Origin of the sequence: Streptomyces albiaxialis (genome assembly GCF_039530985.1) — a bacterium.
Lineage (GTDB): Bacteria > Actinomycetota > Actinomycetes > Streptomycetales > Streptomycetaceae > Streptomyces > Streptomyces albiaxialis.
This window is the reverse complement of record NZ_BAAAPE010000015.1, coordinates 116,866-136,400: the sequence shown is the minus strand read 5'-3', so window position 1 is coordinate 136,400 and position 19,535 is coordinate 116,866. Positions and strand designations below refer to the sequence as shown.

Below are 19,535 nucleotides of genomic sequence, written 5' to 3'. Positions count from 1 at the left end.
AGACCGGAATCAAGCGCCCTGCCAGGAAGAGTCACCTCTGCCGTACGACCACGAAGTCGGCCAGCGCGGTGAGCTGTTCGCGCACCCGGCCGGGGACCTCGATCGAGTCGAGCGCCTCGATGGCCGTACGGTGCTGCCGCTGGGCCTCCTGGGAGGTCCACTCGCGGCCGCCGGCCCGCTCGATGAGCGCGGCGCGCTCGGCGAACTCGGCCTCGTCGAAGTCCTCGAACTCCGCCTGGCTCTTTTTCGCGTCGGCCGACATCAGCTCGGCGAGCCGCTCCGCCGCCTCGCCGTCCGAGCCGAGGGCCGCGGCGACCGGCAGGGACTTCTTGCGCTGGCGCAGGTCGCTCCAGGCCTGCTTGCCGGTGGCCTCCGGGTCGCCCCAGATGCCGAGCAGGTCGTCGACTGCCTGGAAGGCGAGCCCGAGGTGGTACCCGTACGACTCCAGCGCGTCGGCCGTACGGTCGTCGGCGCCGCCCAGGACGGCGCCGATGGACGCGGCGCAGGCCAGCAGCGCGCCCGTCTTGTTGCCCTCCATCTCCAGGCACTCCTCGACGGTGACCTGGTCGCGGTGCTCGTAGGAGATGTCCTGGGCCTGCCCGTCGATGAGGGCCCGGGTGGCGTGGGTGAGGCGCCGCATGGCGCGGCCGGAGTCCGCCGTGCCCAGCTCCAGCAGTATCTCGCCGGCGAGGGCGAAGAGGGCGTCGCCGACGAGGATGGCCTGCGCGGGGCCGTGCACCTTCCACACCGTGTCGCGGTGGCGCCGCTGCTCGTCCCCGTCCATCAGGTCGTCGTGCAGCAGGGAGAAGTTGTGCACCAGCTCCACGGCGACGGCGCCGGGGATGCCGGTCTCGGGGCGTGCCCCGGCCGCCTCGGCGGACAGCAGCGCGAGCGCGGGCCGGACGGCCTTGCCGCCGTCCGCCGCCGAGGGGCGGCCCTCGGCATCGATCCAGCCGAAGTGGTAGGCCGCGACGGTGTCCATCGGGGGCGCGAGCCGGTCGACGGCGGCGCGCAGCTCCGGCGTGGCGAGCGTGCGCCCGCGCTCCAGCAGCGCGCGCACGCTCTCGGTGGCGTCCCCGGAGTCGGCGGGGCGCGGGTGAGCCGGGGTCACAGGGTCTCCTCTGTGTTCTGTGCTTGCGGTGCTCGCTGCGTCGAGGGTGCTCATGTGATGGCCCTTCCTTCGGTGCCGGGAACGCCGGACGAGCCGGGAACCGGTTCTTTCTCCTGCGGTCGGCCCAGCGCGGCGAGGGCCTCGCGCGCGGCTGCCACCCCGCTGCGGACGGCGCCCTCCATGGTCGCGGGCCACCCGGTGGCGGTCCACGCGCCCGCCAGGTGGATGCCGGGCGCCGCGGTGCGGGGACCGGGGCGCAGGCGTCCGACGCCGGGGGAGGGCGCGAAGGTGGCGGTGCGCTCGCGGGTGACGAAGAAGTCGCGCACGCCCGCTCCCCGCGCCGCGGGCAGCACCCGCTCCAGCTCGGGGAGGTACCGCTCGCGCAGGGTCGCGACGGGCAGGTCGATCTCCTTCTGCGCCGCGGACTGCGAGAGCGCGAGGTACTGCCCGCCGCCGGTGAGTCCCGAGGCGGCCGTACGGTCGAAGACCCACTGGACCGGGGTGCCGAGCGCGGTGAAGAAGGGGCGGCGCAGCACCTTGCGGTCGTAGATGACGTGGATGTTGAGGATGGGCGCCGTCCCGATGTCGAGCAGCGCGTCCGGGTCGGGCAGCGCCCCCTCGGGGAGCAGGCCGTGCGCCTCCTGCTGCGGGACGGCGAGGACGACGGTGCCCGCCTCCAGCTCCTCGGCGCCCTCCCGGCCCTCGGCGGTGACGCGCCAGCCGTGGCCGTCCCCGGCGGGCTCGACGGCGCGGGCGCGCGTCTGGAGCAGGGTGCGGACGCCCGCCCGGTCGAGCGCGGCGCGGGCGAGGATGTCGTGGATGTCGCCGAGGGGGACGTGGGCCCAGCCGATGTCGGCGGCGCCGGGGTCGGAGAGCAGCCCGGTCTTGAAGACCATCGCGGCGAGCCCCATCGAGGCGTCGGGCGCGTGGGCGTTGAGGGTGGGGACGCCGACGAGATCCCACAGCGCCTCGACGGCGCGGTCCGACTGCCCGTTCCTGTGCAGCCAGGTGGCGAAGTCGATGCCGTCGAGCGCGGGGTCGGCGGGGTCCAGGCGCTTGAGCGCGAGCGCCGCGCGGCCCACCGAGGCGCGCTCGGCGAGCGAGAGGTGCGGGTAGGTCGCGAGGCTCGCGGCGAGGTGCAGCGGTACGGGCGCGGCCGTACGGCGCAGCCGGCCGAGCCGGGGCCGCTCGGGGGCGACGTCGAGCACGGGGACGTCCAGCCGCCGCTGGAGCGGGGCGAGTGCGGCGGCGCCGACGCGCTCCAGGAACCAGCGGTAGGCGGTGCAGCAGCGCAGATAGACGTGCTGCCCGTTGTCGACGGTCAGTTCGCCCGCCGCCGAGTCGCGGCGGAAGGAGAAGGCGAGCCCGCCGAGCCGGGGGCGGGTCTCGATCAGCGTGGTCTCCAGGCCCGCGTCGGCGAGTTCCAGCGCCGCCGTCGTCCCGGCCAGGCCGCCGCCGAGGACGACGGCCCGGCGTCCGCGCTCCTCGGCGTTCCGCGCCGCGGACCGTGCCTCGTCGGCCGTCATGGGAGCTCCTCCCCCGTGTGCGGGATCCTCTGTCCGGTCCGTGTCCGCTGGGACGCCGTGCCCGACGGGCGGGTTGCCCGGCGGTGCGCCGCCGGCGGTGGCATCATGCGCTCCTCCGGGTCCCCTGCCGGGACACCTGGCGGGCGTCGAGGCCGGAGAGGCCGCGCACCGCGACGTACGCCTTCTCGCGGCCGGGGAGCGAGACACGCCCGCGCAGGACGGCCTCGGGTTCCGCGGAGATCCGGTCGAGCAGGCGGTGGTAGATCCCGGCCATCGCGGCGACGCAGGCGCCCGAGCGGCGGTCGAGCATCGGCAGCAGCCGGTAACCTTCCGCGAACAGCGCGCGGGCGCGCCGGACTTCGAAGTGCACGAGCCCGGTGAAGTCGGCCCCGGGCGGCACCGTGGCGCTGTGGAATCCCCCCGAGCAGCCAAATTTCTCCAGATCCTCCGCGGGAAGATATGTGCGTCCGTTGTCCGCGTCTTCCCTTACGTCCCGCAGAATATTGGTGAGTTGCAGAGCGAGACCCAGGGTGTCGGCGTATTCGGGGGCGCGGGCGGCGTCGCGCGCGCCCGGGACGGTGCCGAAGACGCCGAGCGAGAGCCGCCCGATCGCCCCGGCCACACACCGGCAGTACTCCTTGAGTTCGTCCCACGTCTCGTATGTCGCGCCGCGTACGTCCATGAGGACCCCGTCGATCAGCTCGTCCAGCCCGCCGAGGGGGATCGGGAAGGCCTTGGCGGCGTGGCTGAGCGCGACGGCGACCGGGTCGGTGTCGTCGACGGGGATCTCGCCGTCCCTGATCCTGGCGAGCAGCGCCCTGGTGTCCTCCAGCCGCAGCTTCTTGGCGTCGGCGTCGAGCGCGCCGTCGCCGATGTCGTCGACGCGCCGCGAGAAGGCGTAGAGCGCGGACATCGCCTGGCGCTTGGCGGTCGGCAGCAGCCGGATGCCGTAGGCGAAATTCCGGGCCTGCTGCCCGGTGACTGCTTCGCAGTAGCGGTACGCGGCCGCCACCTGTGGGGGCATCTGCTGTACGGACCTGGCTCTGTCCACTTCGGTCACCCCTCTCTTCGCAGGCTCGCCCCTGCCTCGCGCAGCACGCTGAGCGCGCCGGCCCGGGGAGTTCCTGTCAGTACGTCATATCGCGCGGCCCGGATGGCCTGGACGGCGGCCCGCCCTCCGCCGGTGAAGCCCGCGAGAAGGATCCGCAGTCTGCCGTGCACGCTGCGCGCCAACGGGGTGCCCTCGGCGAGCAGTTCCTCCGCGCGCTCCGCCTCGAAGGCGACGAGGGCGCGGACCGAGGCGTTCGCGCTCGGCGCGGCCAGATCGGACTCGGCGACGCGGAAGCGGTCCATGTCCTCGGCGGGCAGGTAGATGCGGTCCCTCTCCAGGTCCTCGGCCACGTCCTGGAGGTGCTCGACGATCTGCAGTCCGGTGCAGACGGCGTCGGAACGGCGCTCGCGCTCGGGGGTGGCGGAGTCCGTGATGGCCAGGACGAGGCGGCCGACGGGGTTGGCGGACAGCTCGCAGTACGCGAGCAGGTCGCCGTAGGTGGCGTACCGGCGGACCTTCTGGTCCTGCCGGTTGGCCTCGATCAGTCCGAGGAAGGGCTCGGGGGTGAGGGAGCGGCGGCGCACCGTGGGGACGAGGGCGCGCAGCAGGGGATGTCCGGGCGCGGGGCCCGTACGCGCGAAGACGCGGCGCAGGTCGGCCTCGAAGGCGTCGAGCATGGCGAGCCGGTCCGAGGTCCGGTCGGCGGAGAGCCCGAGGGAGACGGCGTCGGCGCCGCCGGGGGCGAGGTCGCCGTCCCCGATGTCGTCGACGAGGCGGGCGAATCCGTAGACGGCCATGAGGTCGTCCCGCCACTCGCGCGGCAGGAAGCGGGGGGCCACCGGGAAGTTCTCGCGCGCGGCCTTGGCGAGCACGGCGCGCGCGTGCGCGTCCTCCTCCGCGGTCACCACGTGCTGCCAGTAGCCATTGCCGTCACATCTCCGTTTCTACACCGCTGCGCCAGAACATCCTATTTCGGACACGCCGCACGCACTTACCCTCATAACCGGCCAATGGCACGGCGAGATGGGCGCTTCTTCGCCCGACTTGCCGCGAATCAGCACCGAAACAGCTTACGCCGTACATCAACCCCGCGTGCGGGGGGTTATTCCCGAGGAGCGGACAGCCGTTCGAGACTCAGGGGGCGGGTGCCGTGAACCCGGCGACGATGTCCGACAGGGCGCGCTCGACGAGGTGTTCGAACATCTCGGCGGGCAGGCCCGCGAGCGGGCCCTCCAGGACGAGCGTGGCCAGCCCGTGGGCCATCGCCCAGGCGCTGACCTCGGCACCCGGCCTGCGCTCGGCGGGCATCAGGCCGCAGGCGACGAGCGCGTCGAGGGACTCGGCGAGCATGTCGAAGGCCGGGGCCCGCCAGGACTGGTCCTCCGCGACCACTCCCCCGGCCTCGCCGACGACGAGGGGGGACATCTCCGTACCGCCGAAGGCCGCCGAGAACAGGCCGGGCTCCTCCACCGCGAAGCGGACGTAGCCGCGGCCGAGGGCGCGGATGCGGGCGACGGCGGCCTCGGGTCCGTCGCCCGCGACCTCGGCACCCGCCACCAGCATGTGTTCGGCGAGCCGGCGCTGGCCGTACTGCTTGACCTCGTCGAGCAGGTCGGCCTGGCCCTCGAAGTGGCGGTAGGCCGCGGTGGGCGAGACGCCGACGCGGCGGGCGGCGGCGCGCAGCACGACCGCGCCGGGACCGCCCTCGCGGGCGAGCCCGGTGGCCGCCTCGATCAGCGCGTTGCGCAGGTCGCCGTGGTGGTACCGGTCCTTGGCGCGCACGCCGTCGCGTGCCGCCCTGTCGCCGTTCGCCGCGCTCTTGTCCTCCATGCCTCCATCCTGCCCGATGTTGACGCCATTAACATCCCCTGCCATGCTCGATGTTAACGGCGTGCACATCCAGGCCGTGCCGACCACTCCGCCAGGGGGACCACATGCTCCAGCGCATCGCCGACCTCACTCACCGCCGGGCACGCCTCGTGCTGGTGCTCTCCTTCCTGGTCGTGGTGGCCATGGGCGCCCTCGGCGTGGGGGCGTTCGGAAAACTCCAGGGCGGCGGCTTCGACGACCCGGCCTCGCCCTCGTCCCGCGCCGCCGAGGTGCTGGACGAGAAGTTCGGGGGCGAGCAGAACGTCGTCCTCCTCGTCCGCGCCGAGGACGGCAGGCTCGACGCGCCCCCCGCGAAGGAGGCCGGGCGCGAGCTGACCGAGGGGCTCGCCGGGCAGCCCGGCGTCACCCAGGTCATGTCCTACTGGTCGCCAGGCGGCTCCGCCCTCGCCTCGCGCGACGGCACCGAGGCCCTGGTCACCGCGCACATCGACGAGGACGACTCGGACCTCGCAGCCGCCGTCTCCGACAAGTGGACCGGGGACCGCGGCGCCGTGACCGTACGCGCGGGCGGCTCGGCGATGCTCGGCGAGGACATCAACGGGCAGGTCGCGGCCGACCTCGCCCTCGCCGAGGCCATCGCCGTGCCCCTCACCCTGCTCCTGCTGGTGGCCGCCTTCGGCAGCGTCCTCGCCGCGCTGCTGCCGCTGGCCATCGGGCTGATCGCCATCCTCGGCACCTTCGCCGAGCTGTACGTGCTCGGCAGCCTCACCGACGTCTCCGTCTTCTCCATCAACCTCACCACCGCGCTCGGCCTGGGCCTCGGGATCGACTACGGGCTGCTGCTCGTCAGCCGCTTCCGCGAGCGCCTCGGCGCCGGGGACGAGATCGCCGACGCGCTCCGTACGACCGTGAGGACGGCGGGCCGCACCATCCTCTTCTCCGCCGCCACCGTCGTCGCCGCGCTCTCCGCGCTGCTGCTCTTCCCGCCGTACTTCCTGCGCTCGTTCGCGTACGCCGGGATGGGCGTGGTGGCCGTCGCCGCGCTCTCCGCGCTGTTCGTCGTGCCCGCGCTGCTCGCCCTGCTCGGGCACCGGGTGAACCGCGGGCGGCTGCCCTGGGCCGAGGCCGTGCGCAAGCCCGAGGCCCCGCTGTGGGGACGCCTCGCGGGCACCGTCTTCAAGCGGCCCGCGCTCACCGCGCTGCCCGTCCTCGCCGTGCTCCTGCTCGCCGCGAGCCCGCTGCTGGGCGCCTCCTTCGGCTCGCCCGACGAGCGGGTGCTGCCCGGGAGCGCGGAGAGCAGGCAGGTCTCCGCCGCGCTCCAGAAGGACTTCGACGGCAACACCGGCGACGCCGTCTCCGTCGTCACCCGGGAGCCCGTCACGAGCGACGGCCGGGTCGCGGCGTACGCCCGCGAGGTGTCCCGGCTGGACGGCGTCGTCCGCGTCCAGGCGCCGACCGGCACCTACGCGGAGGGCCGCTCGGTCCGTGCGCCCGGACCCGCCGAGAAGGAGCTCACCGCGCAGGACAGGACGCGGAAGCTCTCCGTCACCACCCGGCTCGCGCCCTCCTCGGGCGCCGCGCAGGACCTCGTACGGGACATCCGCGCGCTCGACGGGCCGGGCGGCGCCGGGACACTGGTCGGCGGCCGGGACGCCGCGCTGATCGACTCCAAGCAGGCCATCGGCGACCGACTGCCCGCCGCCGTCGCGATGGTCCTCGGCACCACGTTCGTGCTGCTGTTCCTCTTCACCGGCAGCGTGGTCCAGCCGCTGCGCGCGATCGTGCTGAACGGCATCAGCCTGGCGGCCTCGATCGGCGCGATGGTGTGGGTCTTCCAGGACGGCCATCTCTCCTCGGTGCTCGGCTTCACGCCGATGCCGATGGACACCTCGATGACCGTGCTGCTGTTCTGCATCGTCTTCGGCCTGTCGATGGACTACGAGGTCTTCGTGACCAGCCGCGTCAAGGAGCTGCACGACGCGGGCGCGGACACCCGCACCGCCGTGACGGGCGGGCTCTCCCGCACCGGGCGCATCGTCACCATGGCGGCCGGGCTGCTGGCGGTCAGCTTCTTCGCCTTCACGACGGGCGAGGTCAGCTTCCTCCAGATGTTCGGCCTGGGCAGCGGGCTGGCGATCCTCATCGACGCGGTCGCCGTGCGCGGCGTGCTCGTACCGGCGGCGATGCGGCTGCTGGGGCGGACCGCCTGGTACGCGCCCCGGCCGCTCAAGCGGCTGCACGACAGGGCCGGGCTGAGCGAGTCGGGGCCCGCCGAGGAGCCCGAGCCGCGCACCCCCGCGGGCGTCTGAGGCCGGGACACGACGGAGCCCCCGCCGAGGGTCGGCGGGGGCTCCGTCACGCTGTCGCCGCGCGGGCTACTTGCTGGTGAACTTGTCGTACTCCTTGAGCACTTCGTCCGTCGGGCCGTCCATCCGCAGCTCGCCCTTCTCCAGCCACAGGACCCGCTCGCAGGTGTCGCGGATCGACTTGTTGTTGTGGCTGACCAGGAAGACGGTGCCCGCCTCCTTGCGCAGCTCGCGGATGCGGGCCTCCGAGCGCTTCTGGAACTTCTTGTCGCCCGTGGCCAGCGCCTCATCGATCATGAGCACGTCGTGGTCCTTGGCCGCGGCGATCGAGAACCGCAGGCGGGCGCCCATGCCCGAGGAGTACGTCCGCATGGGCAGCGTGATGAAGTCGCCCTTCTCGTTGATCCCCGAGAAGTCCACGATGTCCTGGTAGCGGCGGCCGACCTCCTCGCGGGACATGCCCATCGCGAGGCCGCCCAGCACCACGTTCCGCTCGCCCGTCAGATCGTTCATCATCGCCGCGTTCACGCCGAGCAGCGAGGGCTGGCCGTCGGTGTAGACCTTGCCGCGCTCCGCCGGGAGGAGCCCGGCGATGGCCTTGAGCAGGGTGGACTTGCCCGAGCCGTTGGAGCCGATCAGGCCGATGGCCTGGCCCCGGTACGCGGTGAAGCTGACGCCCCGTACCGCGTGCACCTCGCGCATGCCCGCGGCGGGCTTGCGGCGGACGATCCGGTTCAGCGCCGCGGTCGCGCTGCCCCTGCCCTTCGAGCCGCCGTAGACGCGGTAGACGATGTGCAGGTCCTCCGCGATCACCGTCGGCACCCAGGGCGCCGCCGGCTGCGCGACGGGCTGCTCGGCGGGAGTCTTCGCCGACTCCTCGGCAGCGCCGCGCCCGGTGTCCTCAGCCACGGCCATAACGCTCCTCCGCCTTCCAGAAGAAAACAAATCCGCCGATGCCCACCAGGACGGCCCAGCCCAGGGCCAGCGCCCAGACGTGGTCCGGCAGGTGGGCGCCGGTGTAGCCGTCGATGAACGAGAAGCGCATCAGGTCCATGTAGACGGAGGCCGGGTTGCTCATCAGGGTCTCGATCAGCCACTCCGGAGCGTTCCGCTCCCTGAGCATGTAGTCGATCGAGAACATCACGCCGGACGCGTACATCCAGGTCCGGGTGATGAACGGCATGAGCTGCGCCAGGTCGGGGGTCTTGCTGCCCAGCCGCGCCATGATCAGCGCGAGCCCGGTGTTGAAGACGAACTGGCAGGCCAGCGTCGGGACGATCAGCAGCCAGGACCAGGTCGGGAACTGGCCGAAGCCCAGCAGGATGATGGCCAGCACGATCATCGAGTACAGGAGCTGCTGGAGCTGCTGGAGCGAGATCGAGATCGGCAGCGAGGCCCGCGGGAAGTGCAGTGCGCGGACCAGGCCGAGATTGCCGGAGATGGCCCGGACGCCGTTCAGTACGGAGGTCTGGGTGAAGGTGAAGACGAAGACACCCGTGACCAGGAAGGGAATGTAGTTGTCCTGACCACCCGGGACGCCCTTCCGGCCTCCCATGATGATGCCGAAGATGAAGTAGTAGACCGCCGCGTTCAGCAGCGGGGTGGCGACCTGCCACAACTGGCCCAGCTTCGCCTGGCTGTACTGGGCCGTCAGTTTCGCCCGGGAGAAGGCGAGGATGAAGTGCCGTCGCGCCCAGAGCTGCCGGGTGTACTCGGGCAGCGAGGGTCGCGCTCCGCTCACCGACAGGCCGTACTTGGCCGCGAGTTCGGCCGGGGTCAGACGGTCGTCCGGTGACGGCGGGGGCGTCACACCGGTGGCACCGTCGCGGGTTGTCTCGCTCACGTTGGAAACTCTCGTCCTCACACTGCGCAAGTGGATCCTGTGCTGATGCTCTCAGACACGAGCCTGTCAGATCACGGGAGGGCGTCCCAGCCGCGTCAGACGCCATACCGTACGCCACCGCATGGGCCTGCGCGGACCCGCCGGAGTGGTCCATCCCTCCTTGAAACCGCCGAGCCACGCGCGCAGCGCGGGCAGCGAGGGGCGGCGGGCCAGGGTGAGCAGCAGCCAGACCCCCAGGTAGACGGGGATCAGCGGGAGGGGCAGATTGCGGCGGGCGAGCCAGACGCGGTTGCGGGCGACCATCCGGTGGTAGACCGCGTGCCGGGACGGGGGGTGGGTGGGGTGGTTCAGCACCATGTCGGCGCGGTAGTCGATCATCCAGCCCGCGTCGAGGGCACGCCAGGCGAGGTCGGTCTCCTCGTGGGCGTAGAAGAACTCGTCGGGCAGGCCGCCGACTTCGGCGATGACCTGGCTGCGGACGGCGTTGGCGCCGCCCAGGAAGGTGGTGACCCGCGAGGAGCGCATCGGGTCGGAGGCGCGCAGCCGCGGGACGTGGCGGCGCTGGGTCTCCCCCGTGTCGGGGTCGGCGATGCGGAAGCTGATGATGCCGAGCTTCTCGTCGGCCTCGAACGCCTTCCGGACCAGTTCGGCCGTATCGGTGTTCGGGAGCAGCCCGTCGTCGTCCAGGAAGAGCAGCGCGTCGACCTCGGAGCCGGACGGGCCGAAGGCCTCGATGCCGACGTTACGGCCGCCGGGGATCCCGAGATTTTCCGGAAGCTCGACCGTCCGTACACCCTCCGGCAACTCCGGCAGCGGCGCGCCGTTACCGACCACCACGACCGGGACGGGGTCGCCCTCCTGCTTGGCGACCGAGTCGAGGAGCGCCCGGAGCTCCTCGGGGCGGTTACCCATCGTGAGCACGACGGCTCCGAGTCGCATGGTCCCGCCCCCCGTCACTTGAGCCTGCTGGAGGCGAGGATGGACACGAGGTGCAGCAGGGTCTGCAGCACCGCGATACCCGCGAGGACCGCGACGCCCAGCCGGGTGAAGAACAGGTCGTCCCGCACCGTGTCCACGACGGCCAGAACGATGATCAGCAGCGAGGCCTCGATGCCGAGGACCAGCCGGTGGAACTTGAGCGCGGACGCGGCGCGCCGCGCCAGCGCCACGCCGGAGGAGCGCGGCTCGGAGGCGGACTCCTGCACCGGGGGCAGCCCGTTCTGGTGCCGGGCCACGCCGACGAGGTCGGACTCCGCCTTGATCAGGATGGCGCCGAGCGCCGCCAGCGTGCCGAGGAACGCCCAGAGCCAGTCGATACGGCCGCCGCCCCACAGGTCGGCGGCGCGCAGGCCGAGGCCGAGCAGGACCGCGGCGTCGCACAGATAGGCGGCGACGCGGTCCATGTAGACCCCGGCCATCGAGTACTGCTTCTTCCAGCGGGCCACCTCGCCGTCGACGCAGTCGAGCAGCAGATAGAGCTGGACCATCAGCGCGCCGAGCACGGCCCCGGGGATGCCGGGCACCAGCAGCGCCGGGGCCGCGAGGGCACCGGCGAGGGTCATCACGTACGTCAACTGGTTGGGTGTGACCCGGGTGTTCACCAGGTGCCGGTCCACACGCAGGGAGATCTCCCGCATGTAGAGCCGGCCCGCCCAGTGCTCACCGCTGCGCCGGTCCTTCACCCCGGCGGGGTGAACGACCGGCCGCAGTTCAGCTACCGATGGCTTGTGCATAGTCCGCGTACGCGTCCCTGATCTGGTCGGTGGACAGGTCGAGGTGCTCCAGGATCGTGTACCGCCCGGGGCGGGTCTGCGGGGCGTACTCGACGACCTTGACGAACTCGTCGGGGTCGAATCCGATGTCCTGCGGCAGCACCGGCAGGTGGTGGCGGCGCAGCACCTCCACCATCAGCTTCGACCTGTCCTTGTCCCCGCGCAGATACGTGGCGAACGCCGCGCCCAAGCCGCACTGCTCACCGTGCGGCGCGGCGCGCTTGGGGTAGAGGAGGTCGAAGGCGTGGTTGATCTCGTGGCAGGCGCCCGAGGCCGGGCGGCTGTCGCCGGAGACCGACATCGAGATCCCGGTGAGGACCAGGCCCTCGGCGAGCACCTGGAGGAAGCCGTCGTCGCTGACGTCCCCCGGGTGGTGCAGGATCGCCTCGCCGGCCTGACGGGCCATGGCGGCGGCCAGTCCGTCGATGTCCTCGCCGCGCACCTCGTGCCCCAGCTCCCAGTCCTTGACGGCCGAGATGTTGGAGATCACGTCACCGATGCCGGAGCGGATGTAGCGCTCCGGGGCCTCGCGGATGACGTCGAGGTCGATGACGACGGCGATCGGGTTCGGCACGCCGTACGAGCCGCGGCCCGCGTCGTTGTCGAGCGTGGCGACCGGGGAGCACAGACCGTCGTGCGACAGGTTCGTCGCGACGGCGACCAGCGGCAGCCCGATGCGCGCCGCGGCGTACTTCGCGCAGTCGATGATCTTGCCGCCGCCGAGGCCGACGACCGCGTCGTAGCGGCCCGACTTCATGGCGTCGGCGAGCTTGATCGCGTCGTCGAGGGTGCCGCCGCCGACCTCGTACCAGGAGGCGTTGGGCAGCTCCGGCGCGAAGCGCTCGCGCAGCGCGGCGCCGCTGCCGCCGGAGATGGCGAAGGCGAGCTTCCCCTTGGAGGAGATCCGCTGATCGGCCAGCAGGCCCGCCAGGTCGTCCAGGGCGCCGCGGCTGATGTCGACGACGACGGGCGACGGAATGAGGCGGGTCAGTACTGGCATGCGATCTCCCGGCCCTTGGCGAGGTCGTCGTGGTTGTCGATCTCGACCCACTTGACGTCGCCGATGGGCGCGACGTCGACCTGGAAGCCGCGGTTGACCAGCTCCTGGTAGCCGTCCTCGTAGTAGAGCTGCGGGTCGCGCTCGAAGGTGGCCTTCAGCGCGTCGGCCAGCGCGTCGGCCGCCTCGCCCTCGATGAGGGTGACGCCGATGTACTCGCCGGTGGCCTCGGAGGGGTCCATCAGCTTGGTGATCTTCTGGACGCCCTTCTCGGGGTCCACGACGACCTTCATCTCCTCCTCGTCCAGCTTCTTGACCGTGTCGAGGGCGAGGATGATCTTCTTGCCGTCGCCGCGCGCGTCCAGGAGGGAGCGCTCGACGGAGACCGGGTGCACGGTGTCGCCGTTGGCGAGGATCACGCTGTGCTTGATGGCGTCACGGCCGCACCACAGGGAGTAGGCGTTGTTCCACTCCTCGGCCTTGTCGTTGTCGATCAGCGTGATCTTGAGGCCGTACTTCTGCTCCAGGGCCTCCTTGCGCTCGTACACGGCCTCCTTGCGGTAGCCGACGATGATCGCGACCTCGGTCAGGCCGATCTCGGCGAAGTTGCCGAGGGCGATGTCGAGGACGGTCGTGCTCTCCTCGTTCCCTTCGGGCCCGACGGGCACCAGGGCCTTGGGCAGGGTGTCGGTGTAGGGGCGCAGACGCCGTCCGGCGCCGGCTGCCAGCACGAGGCCGATCATGCGGGTTCTCCTGTTTCGTCGTGTACAGCGGGTGCGTGCGAGGACACCCAGAAACGGATGCTCTCTACGAGCACCACGGCCGCGATGACCACGGCGAGCGCGGTCAGCGCAAAATTGAAGCCTTGACCGTCCTGACCTTCGCCGCCCAGCCAGAGGGCGGCGGCGATCGTGACCACCAGGGTCCGTCCTTCGTGCCCCCCGACCGCCCGCACCAGCCAGTGCGGGGGCGCGCCGGTGCCGCCGCGGATGCGGTACACCGTGTCGTAGTGATGGTAGGCGACCGCCGCCACCAGCCCGAAAGCCGCGGGCAGTGCGCCGTTCACCTCCGAACGGGCGGCAAGGACCAGAATGGTGGTGTATTCCGCGATACGGAAGAGGGGCGGGAGCAGCCAGTCGAGGGCTCCCTTGAGGGGGCGCGCGAGGGAGAGGCCGGAGCACAGCACGTAGAAGAGGGCGCCCAGCACCGGCCAGACGCTGCCGAGCGGGGTCCACAGCGCGACGGCGAGCAGTACGGCCGTACCCAGGAAGGCCACGGCGGGCGTGCCGAAGCGCGGCAGGCGCACGCCGCGCAGCGCCCGCGCGGCGAGCCCGGACAGCGGCCCGCTGTCCGCGAGCGCGGCGGTCGCCTCGGCGGCGCGGTCGCTCCGGGAGCGGGCGCGGAGCGAGCGCAGCACGCGTCCGGCCGTCGTGTAGCTCGCGGCGAAGGCGCCGGCGATCAGCAGGACGACGAAGGTGACGCGCGGCGTGGTCGCGGCGGTGAGGACGGCGATCAGCGCCCAGCGCTCGCCGATCGGCAGGATGATCATGCGCCGGGCCCAGACGGTCCAGCCCGCGCTGTCGAGCTTGCCGGAGAGGGCTGCGGTGGGGCTGGTGTTGCCGGTGGCGGCGTCTCCCGGGTCCGGGGCGCTCGCCTCGTTGAAGGCGAAGTCGACGGTGTGCCGGGCGGTCATCAGGATCATGGCGCCGAGCGCGAGGGCCCAGACGTCGTCGCCGCCGCGGGCCGCGCCGAGCGCGAGGCCCGCGTAGTAGCTGTACTCCTTGGCGCGGTCGAAGGTCGCGTCGAGCCAGGCGCCGAGCTTGGAGTACTGGAGGTCGTAGCGGGCGAGCTGGCCGTCGGTCGCGTCGAGGACGAAGGAGGCGATCAGCAGCACGCCCGCGGCGACGAACCCGGCACGCTCGCCGGTCGCCGCGCAGGCGGCGGCGATCAGCGAGACGGCGAGCGAGGCGGTGGTGACCTGGTTCGGGGTCAGTCCGCGCCGGGCGCACCAGCGGGCGATGTAGCGCGAGTAGGGGCTGACGCAGAAGGTGGTGAAGAAGCCGTCGCGGGCCTTCACCGCGGAGCGCAGCCGTACGGCCTCGTCGTCGACGGCGGCCACGGCCTCCTGGGCCTCGCGGCGCGCGGCGTCCTCCCTCGGCACGGCGGCGACGAGGACGCCCAGCTCCGGGCGGTGCACGGCGACGCCCTCGGTGCCGAGCGCCTCGGCGGCCTCGTCCGGGGAGATCCCGGGGCGCAGCGAGACGATCCGGGCCAGCTCAGCGCGGGCCGCCGGGGCCACCGCGACCGCGCCCGGCACCGCGCCCGCGTCGAAGCGGGGGTCGGTCAGCGCGAGCCGCAGGGCGTGGGGGTGGCCGACGAAGGCCGGGTCGATCAGCGCGACGCGCTCGTTCGCGGGGAGCTCGGACAGCTCGGGGGCCACCAAGGCCGCGTCCGCGGCCACACGCACGTCGAACCCGAGCGACCGCAGGTCGCCCTCCAGCGACGACCCGGCGACCGGCGGACCGGTGAGAATGGCGGTCGACAGAACGAACTCACTCCTTGGAAGCTGGCACGCCCACCGGGGGACAACCGGGCAGCGGGCAGGGCACGCCCTCGCCCGTTCGGGGGCGGGGCGGCATGTCGGCAGAGAGTATCGGATCGCCGGGGCGAGCCTTCACCGTGCGTTCACCGCTGCGGTGTTGCACGGGGAACGGATGCCGGGGACAGCATGGTGGATCATGGCCACGGCTCACAACCGGGGCCCGGCCCGGAGCCCGATAGGGTTCCGTCATGACGTGGTTGATCACAGGTGGGGCCGGCTACATCGGAGCGCACGTGGCGCGGGCGATGGCGGCGGCCGGCGAACGGGCCGTGGCGCTGGACGACGCCTCCAGCGGGGATCCCGCGCGGCTCCCCGAGGGCGTCCCGCTGGTGCGGGGATCGGTGCTGGACCGGCCGCTCCTCGACCGTACGCTCGCGGAGCACGGCGTCACCGGCGTGATCCATCTCGCAGCGAAGAAGCAGGTCGGCGAGTCCGTCGAGCAGCCGCTGCGCTACTACCGGGAGAACGTGCACGGGCTGACCGTGCTGCTGGAGGCCGTCGTCGCGGCGGACGTCCGGCGCTTCGTCTTCTCCTCGTCGGCCGCCGTGTACGGCATGCCGGACGTGGACCTGGTGACCGAGGACACGCCCGCGGTCCCGATGAACCCGTACGGCGAGACCAAGCTCACCGGCGAGTGGCTGGTGCGCGCCGCGGGCCGGGCACACGGGCTGGAGACGGCCTGCCTGCGGTATTTCAACGTCGCGGGCTCCGCAGCGCCCGAGCTGGCGGACACCGGGGTCTCCAACATCATCCCGATGTTCTTCGACGCCCTGACGCGCGGCGAGGCCCCGCTGATCTTCGGTGACGACTACCCGACGCCGGACGGCACCTGCGTGCGCGATTACATCCACGTCCAGGACCTGGCGGAGGCGCACGTCGCGGCGGCGCGCGGGCTGGGCGAGGGCGACCTGACGGTGAACATCGGCACGGGCGAGGGCGTGTCCGTACGCGAGATGGCCGACCTCGTCGCGGAGATCACCGGAAAGCGCGAGCCGGCGGCGCGGGTCGCGCCCCGCCGCGCGGGCGACCCGGCCCGCGTGGTGGCCTCGGCGGAGCGGATCCGCAAGGAGCTGGGCTGGCAGCCGAGGTTCGGGGTGCGGGACATGGTGGCCTCGGCCTGGGAGGGCTGGCTGCTGCACCGTCCCGAAGCGCGCTGACGTACGACACGTCGCGCACCTGTCCGGACGCGTTCCGGTCAGAAGCGTTCACCGCGCCGGTTCGAGGGCCCGGCTGCGGCACACTGGATCACGCTGATGACTCAGACTCCGGGATCCGCCCCGGGGCAAAGCGGTACAGCGGTACAGGCGCCCACGAGAAGGAACAACATGGCGAACAGCTCAGCGGCCCCGATCATGCTCGAACTGGTCGACGAGGACGGGACGACGATCGGCACCGCGGAGAAGCTCTCGGCGCATGTGCCCCCCGGCCGCCTGCACAGAGCGTTCTCGGTCTTCCTCTTCGACGAGGAGGGCCGGCTGCTGCTCCAGCGCCGTGCCCTGGGCAAGTACCACTCCCCCGGTGTCTGGTCCAACACCTGCTGCGGCCATCCGTACCCGGAGGAGCCGCCGTTCGCCGCCGCCGCGCGGCGGGTCGGCGAGGAGCTGGGCGTCGCGCCCTCCCTGATGGGCGAGGCGGGCACGGTGCGCTACAACCACCCGGACCCGGAATCGGGCCTGGTCGAGCAGGAGTTCAACCACCTCTTCGTGGGGCTGGTGCGGGGCCCGCTGCGGCCGGACCCGGAGGAGGTCGCCGAGACGGTCTTCGTCACGCCGGAGGAGCTGGAGAAGCGGCACGCGGAGGACACCTTCTCGACATGGTTCATGACGGTGCTGGACGCGGCCCGGCCCGCGATCCGCGAGCTGACGGGCGACGCGGCGGGCTGGTGACCCCACGTCTTCCGGCCCGGCCCGACCGGACGACCCGACCTGACCCGACCTGACCCGACCCCCGGCCGCGTTCCGGCCGGGGGTCGGGTCTATGCCTCGGGCAGTGGCAGGGCCGCCCAGATCACTTTTCCGCCCGCGCCCGTCTGCTCCACGTCGCAGACGCCGCCCGCCTCCGCGGTGACCGCCTTGACCAGCAGCAGCCCCCGCCCGCTGGTCAGCTCCTCGTCGGGCGCGGCGGCGAGGGCCTTGGGGCGGTAGGGGTGGTCGTCCTCCACGGCGACCCGCAGCCACCCCCCGCCGAGCGAGACCTCGACGCCGATCTCGGGCGAGAGCAGCGCCGCGTGGCGCACGGAGTTGGTGACCAGCTCGGAGAGGATCAGCAGCAGTCCCTGTTCCACATCGTCGGGCACCGGTGTCGACTGCCGCCTGAGCAGATCGCGCACGGCGTGCCGCAACTGCGGCACCGACGCGTCCAGGGCAGGCGCGGTGAACCTCCAGGCGCCCTCGTACGCCCGGCGCTCGGCGCGCTCCGCGCGTACGGACCGCCCCACGGCCTCCGTGCGCTCGGCACGCTCCTGCACACCGCGGCTCTCCATCCTCCGCACCCCGCTCTCCTCGTATGCCACGCACGTGCACAGCGTTCTTGCAGATGCACTTGCACCGAGTGTTGGTACTCCGAGGGTCTGGTCCGGTCCGGTGACTGCAAGTCGGCACTTATCGATGGCATTTGACAGAAGACTTACGCGGGAGTCAGGTCTCTGACTGATCTTGCGACCGCTCCGGGCATGTTCCGCCGGGATACGATCCGGCCCATGGAGCCCTCCACGGAACCGTCTCTGCGCACCGCGCGGACCGGCGGTGTCGCGACCGTCACCCTCCACCATCCCGCGAAGCGGAACGCGATGACGCCCGCGATGTGGCGGACCCTGCCCCGCCTCCTGGAGGAGCTGGCGGCCGACGACTCCGTGCGCGTCCTCGTCCTCACCGGCGCCGAGGGCACCTTCTGCGCCGGTGCCGACATCGGCGCCCTGCGGGCCGCGGCGGACGACGGGGGCGGCGGGGACGCGGCCCGGGAGCAGCGAGGGCTCGCGGTGGCCGCCGAGGAGGCACTGGCGGCCTTCCCCAAGCCTACGCTGGCCGCCGTGCGGGGCCACTGCGTCGGGGGCGGCTGCCAGCTCGCCGTCGCCTGCGACCTGCGCTTCGCCTCGGAGGACGCGCTTTTCGGGATCACCCCGGCGAAGCTGGGCATCGTGTACGCGGCGTCCTCCACCGAGCGCCTCGTGCGCCTCGTGGGCCCGGCCACGGCCAAGTACCTGCTCTTCTCCGGCGAGTTGATCGACGCGGCGCATGCCCTGCGCACCGGACTGGCCGACGAGACGCACCCGGACGCGGAGCTGGACAAGCGGGTCGCGGAGTTCGCGCGGACGCTGGCCTCGCGCTCGCGGCTCACACAGGCGGCGGCCAAGGAGTTCGCCGACGGCCGTACGGACGCCTCGCGGATCGACCACTGGCAGCGCGAGGCGGAGACGAGCGGGGAGGCGGCCGAGGGGGTGACGGCGTTCCTGGAGCGCCGCGCCCCGCGCTTCACCTGGCCCGGCTGAGGCGGGGCCCCGACCGGTCAACCGGCCGGGCGGAAGGGCTCGTTCACCGTCTTGCCGAGAGGGCGGAGGTTCTGCTTCCCCTCCCCTTCAGACGTCCCGATACGCCCCGGTAGCGTACGCCCATGACGTCACTCCCCGAGCGCGCCGGGCGGCGCTGCCACCACGCGATCCAGCCCCTGCACTCCGCCGTCTACTTCTCGCCGGCTCTGGGGAGAGAGCTGGCTCCGTACGGCATCGACGACTGGCACGCGACGTACTTCGCGATGCGGGCCGCGCCCCTCGGAGCCGTGGGGGCCGGGGCCGTCACCGCGACCTTCTACACGTTCAGCCACGCCGTGGTCGCCCGTTACGTCCCCGAGGTGTGGGACTCCGCCTCGCCGGAGACCGTACTGGCCGCGCGGCTGCGGGCCGTGGACGCGACGCTGCGCGGGCTGCTGGGCGACGAGGCCGTCGCCTCGCCGGAGATGGCCGAGGCCGCGCGGCTGGCGCTGCGCGCCGCCGAGGCCTGCACCCGGCCAGGGCGCCCGCTCTACGCCGCCAACGCCGACCTGCCCGTGCCGCCCGTCGCCGAGGCCCCGCACCTCGCGCTGTGGCACGCGGCCACGCTGCTGCGCGAGCACCGGGGCGACGCGCACATCGCGGTGCTCCAGGAGGCGGAACTCGGCCCGCTGGAGGCCCAGGTGAGCGACACGGCCGGGGGCCGGGGCATCTCCCCCGGCTGGGCGCTGCGCACCCGCGGCTACAACGAGCAGGACTGGGCGGCGGCGCAGAAGCGGCTCGCCGAGCGCGGGCTGCTGGACGGCGAGGGCCGGATCACCGAGGAGGGCACGGCGCTGCGCGAACGGCTGGAGGAGGAGACCGACCGCCTCGACCGCGCCCCGTACGCGCACCTGGGCGAGGAGGGCGTCGTGCGCCTCACCGAGCTGGGCAAGGGCTTCACGCGCGCCGCGGTGGCGGCGGGCGCGTACCCCGACGGGCTGTTCGGCAAGGACTGACGGCGCCCCCGCGGC

18 protein-coding genes are annotated in these 19,535 nt (G+C 72.7%); 5 read left to right on the top strand and 13 right to left on the bottom strand.

What is annotated here, in order from left to right:
• Positions 1-31: 31 nt before the first annotated feature.
• The 5 genes from ABD343_RS29815 to ABD343_RS29795 form a co-directional block, all read right to left on the bottom strand.
• Positions 32-1,165, bottom strand: coding sequence for a polyprenyl synthetase family protein (locus tag ABD343_RS29815; protein WP_344532543.1), 1,134 nt, complete (start codon positions 1,163-1,165; stop codon positions 32-34).
• Positions 1,162-2,637 carry a hydroxysqualene dehydroxylase HpnE gene (hpnE, locus tag ABD343_RS29810; protein WP_344532542.1) on the bottom strand — a complete coding sequence of 492 codons (1,476 nt, stop codon included), beginning with the start codon at positions 2,635-2,637 and terminating at the stop codon, positions 1,162-1,164. Before hpnE ends, ABD343_RS29815 begins: the two co-directional genes overlap by 4 nt.
• 103 nt (positions 2,638-2,740) lie before the next feature.
• Positions 2,741-3,661: a presqualene diphosphate synthase HpnD gene (hpnD, locus tag ABD343_RS29805; RefSeq protein WP_344532540.1), complete on the bottom strand. Its 921-nt coding sequence runs from the start codon at positions 3,659-3,661 to the stop codon at positions 2,741-2,743.
• A 32-nt stretch (positions 3,662-3,693) separates the two neighbouring features.
• On the bottom strand, positions 3,694-4,596 hold the full coding sequence (gene hpnC, locus ABD343_RS29800) for a squalene synthase HpnC (protein WP_344532538.1): 903 nt from the start codon (positions 4,594-4,596) through the stop codon (positions 3,694-3,696).
• Between the two features lie 226 nt (positions 4,597-4,822).
• A complete protein-coding gene (locus ABD343_RS29795; protein WP_344532537.1) occupies positions 4,823-5,518 on the bottom strand; it encodes a TetR/AcrR family transcriptional regulator in 696 nt (231 codons plus the stop codon).
• A gap of 104 nt (positions 5,519-5,622) precedes the next feature.
• On the opposite strand from ABD343_RS29795, the gene ABD343_RS29790 reads away from it, so the two are divergent.
• A complete protein-coding gene (locus tag ABD343_RS29790; protein WP_344532535.1) occupies positions 5,623-7,827 on the top strand; it encodes an MMPL family transporter in 2,205 nt (734 codons plus the stop codon).
• 66 nt (positions 7,828-7,893) lie between these two features.
• Here ABD343_RS29790 and ABD343_RS29785 read toward each other — a convergent pair whose 3' ends face one another.
• The 7 genes from ABD343_RS29785 to ABD343_RS29755 form a co-directional block, all read right to left on the bottom strand.
• Complete coding sequence (locus ABD343_RS29785) at positions 7,894-8,739, bottom strand: ABC transporter ATP-binding protein (protein ID WP_344532534.1); 846 nt, start codon at positions 8,737-8,739, stop codon at positions 7,894-7,896.
• Complete coding sequence (locus ABD343_RS29780) at positions 8,726-9,667, bottom strand: ABC transporter permease (RefSeq protein ID WP_344532533.1); 942 nt, start codon at positions 9,665-9,667, stop codon at positions 8,726-8,728. The genes ABD343_RS29785 and ABD343_RS29780 overlap by 14 nt, the downstream gene beginning before the upstream one ends.
• Before the next feature lie 66 nt (positions 9,668-9,733).
• A complete protein-coding gene (locus ABD343_RS29775; RefSeq protein WP_344532532.1) occupies positions 9,734-10,606 on the bottom strand; it encodes a glycosyltransferase family 2 protein in 873 nt (290 codons plus the stop codon).
• A gap of 14 nt (positions 10,607-10,620) precedes the next feature.
• On the bottom strand, positions 10,621-11,400 hold the full coding sequence (locus ABD343_RS29770) for a CDP-alcohol phosphatidyltransferase family protein (RefSeq protein ID WP_344532530.1): 780 nt from the start codon (positions 11,398-11,400) through the stop codon (positions 10,621-10,623).
• The gene (locus tag ABD343_RS29765; RefSeq protein ID WP_344532528.1) at positions 11,378-12,439 is read right to left on the bottom strand and encodes an iron-containing alcohol dehydrogenase family protein; all 1,062 of its coding nucleotides are present in this window, start codon (positions 12,437-12,439) and stop codon (positions 11,378-11,380) included. Before ABD343_RS29765 ends, ABD343_RS29770 begins: the two co-directional genes overlap by 23 nt.
• Positions 12,427-13,179 carry a phosphocholine cytidylyltransferase family protein gene (locus ABD343_RS29760; protein ID WP_344532527.1) on the bottom strand — a complete coding sequence of 251 codons (753 nt, stop codon included), beginning with the start codon at positions 13,177-13,179 and terminating at the stop codon, positions 12,427-12,429. The genes ABD343_RS29765 and ABD343_RS29760 overlap by 13 nt, the downstream gene beginning before the upstream one ends.
• Positions 13,176-14,981 (bottom strand): DUF5941 domain-containing protein, encoded by a 1,806-nt coding sequence (locus ABD343_RS29755; RefSeq protein WP_344533099.1) that lies wholly within the window; start codon positions 14,979-14,981, stop codon positions 13,176-13,178. Before ABD343_RS29755 ends, ABD343_RS29760 begins: the two co-directional genes overlap by 4 nt.
• A gap of 245 nt (positions 14,982-15,226) precedes the next feature.
• Here ABD343_RS29755 and galE point away from each other — a divergent pair, with 245 nt between their 5' ends.
• Positions 15,227-16,195, top strand: a complete 969-nt coding sequence (gene galE / locus ABD343_RS29750; protein ID WP_344532525.1) for a UDP-glucose 4-epimerase GalE — start codon at positions 15,227-15,229, stop codon at positions 16,193-16,195.
• A gap of 168 nt (positions 16,196-16,363) precedes the next feature.
• On the top strand, positions 16,364-16,924 hold the full coding sequence (gene idi / locus ABD343_RS29745) for an isopentenyl-diphosphate Delta-isomerase (protein ID WP_344532523.1): 561 nt from the start codon (positions 16,364-16,366) through the stop codon (positions 16,922-16,924).
• An 89-nt stretch (positions 16,925-17,013) separates the two neighbouring features.
• Here the strand turns inward: idi and ABD343_RS29740 are convergent, their stop codons facing one another.
• Positions 17,014-17,520 carry an ATP-binding protein gene (locus ABD343_RS29740; RefSeq protein ID WP_344532522.1) on the bottom strand — a complete coding sequence of 169 codons (507 nt, stop codon included), beginning with the start codon at positions 17,518-17,520 and terminating at the stop codon, positions 17,014-17,016.
• 216 nt (positions 17,521-17,736) lie between these two features.
• On the opposite strand from ABD343_RS29740, the gene ABD343_RS29735 reads away from it, so the two are divergent.
• Entirely contained in the window at positions 17,737-18,525 is a 789-nt protein-coding gene (locus ABD343_RS29735) for an enoyl-CoA hydratase/isomerase family protein (RefSeq protein WP_344532520.1), read from the top strand.
• Between the two features lie 122 nt (positions 18,526-18,647).
• On the top strand, positions 18,648-19,520 hold the full coding sequence (locus tag ABD343_RS29730; RefSeq protein WP_344532519.1) for an SCO6745 family protein: 873 nt from the start codon (positions 18,648-18,650) through the stop codon (positions 19,518-19,520).
• Positions 19,521-19,535: the final 15 nt, after the last annotated feature.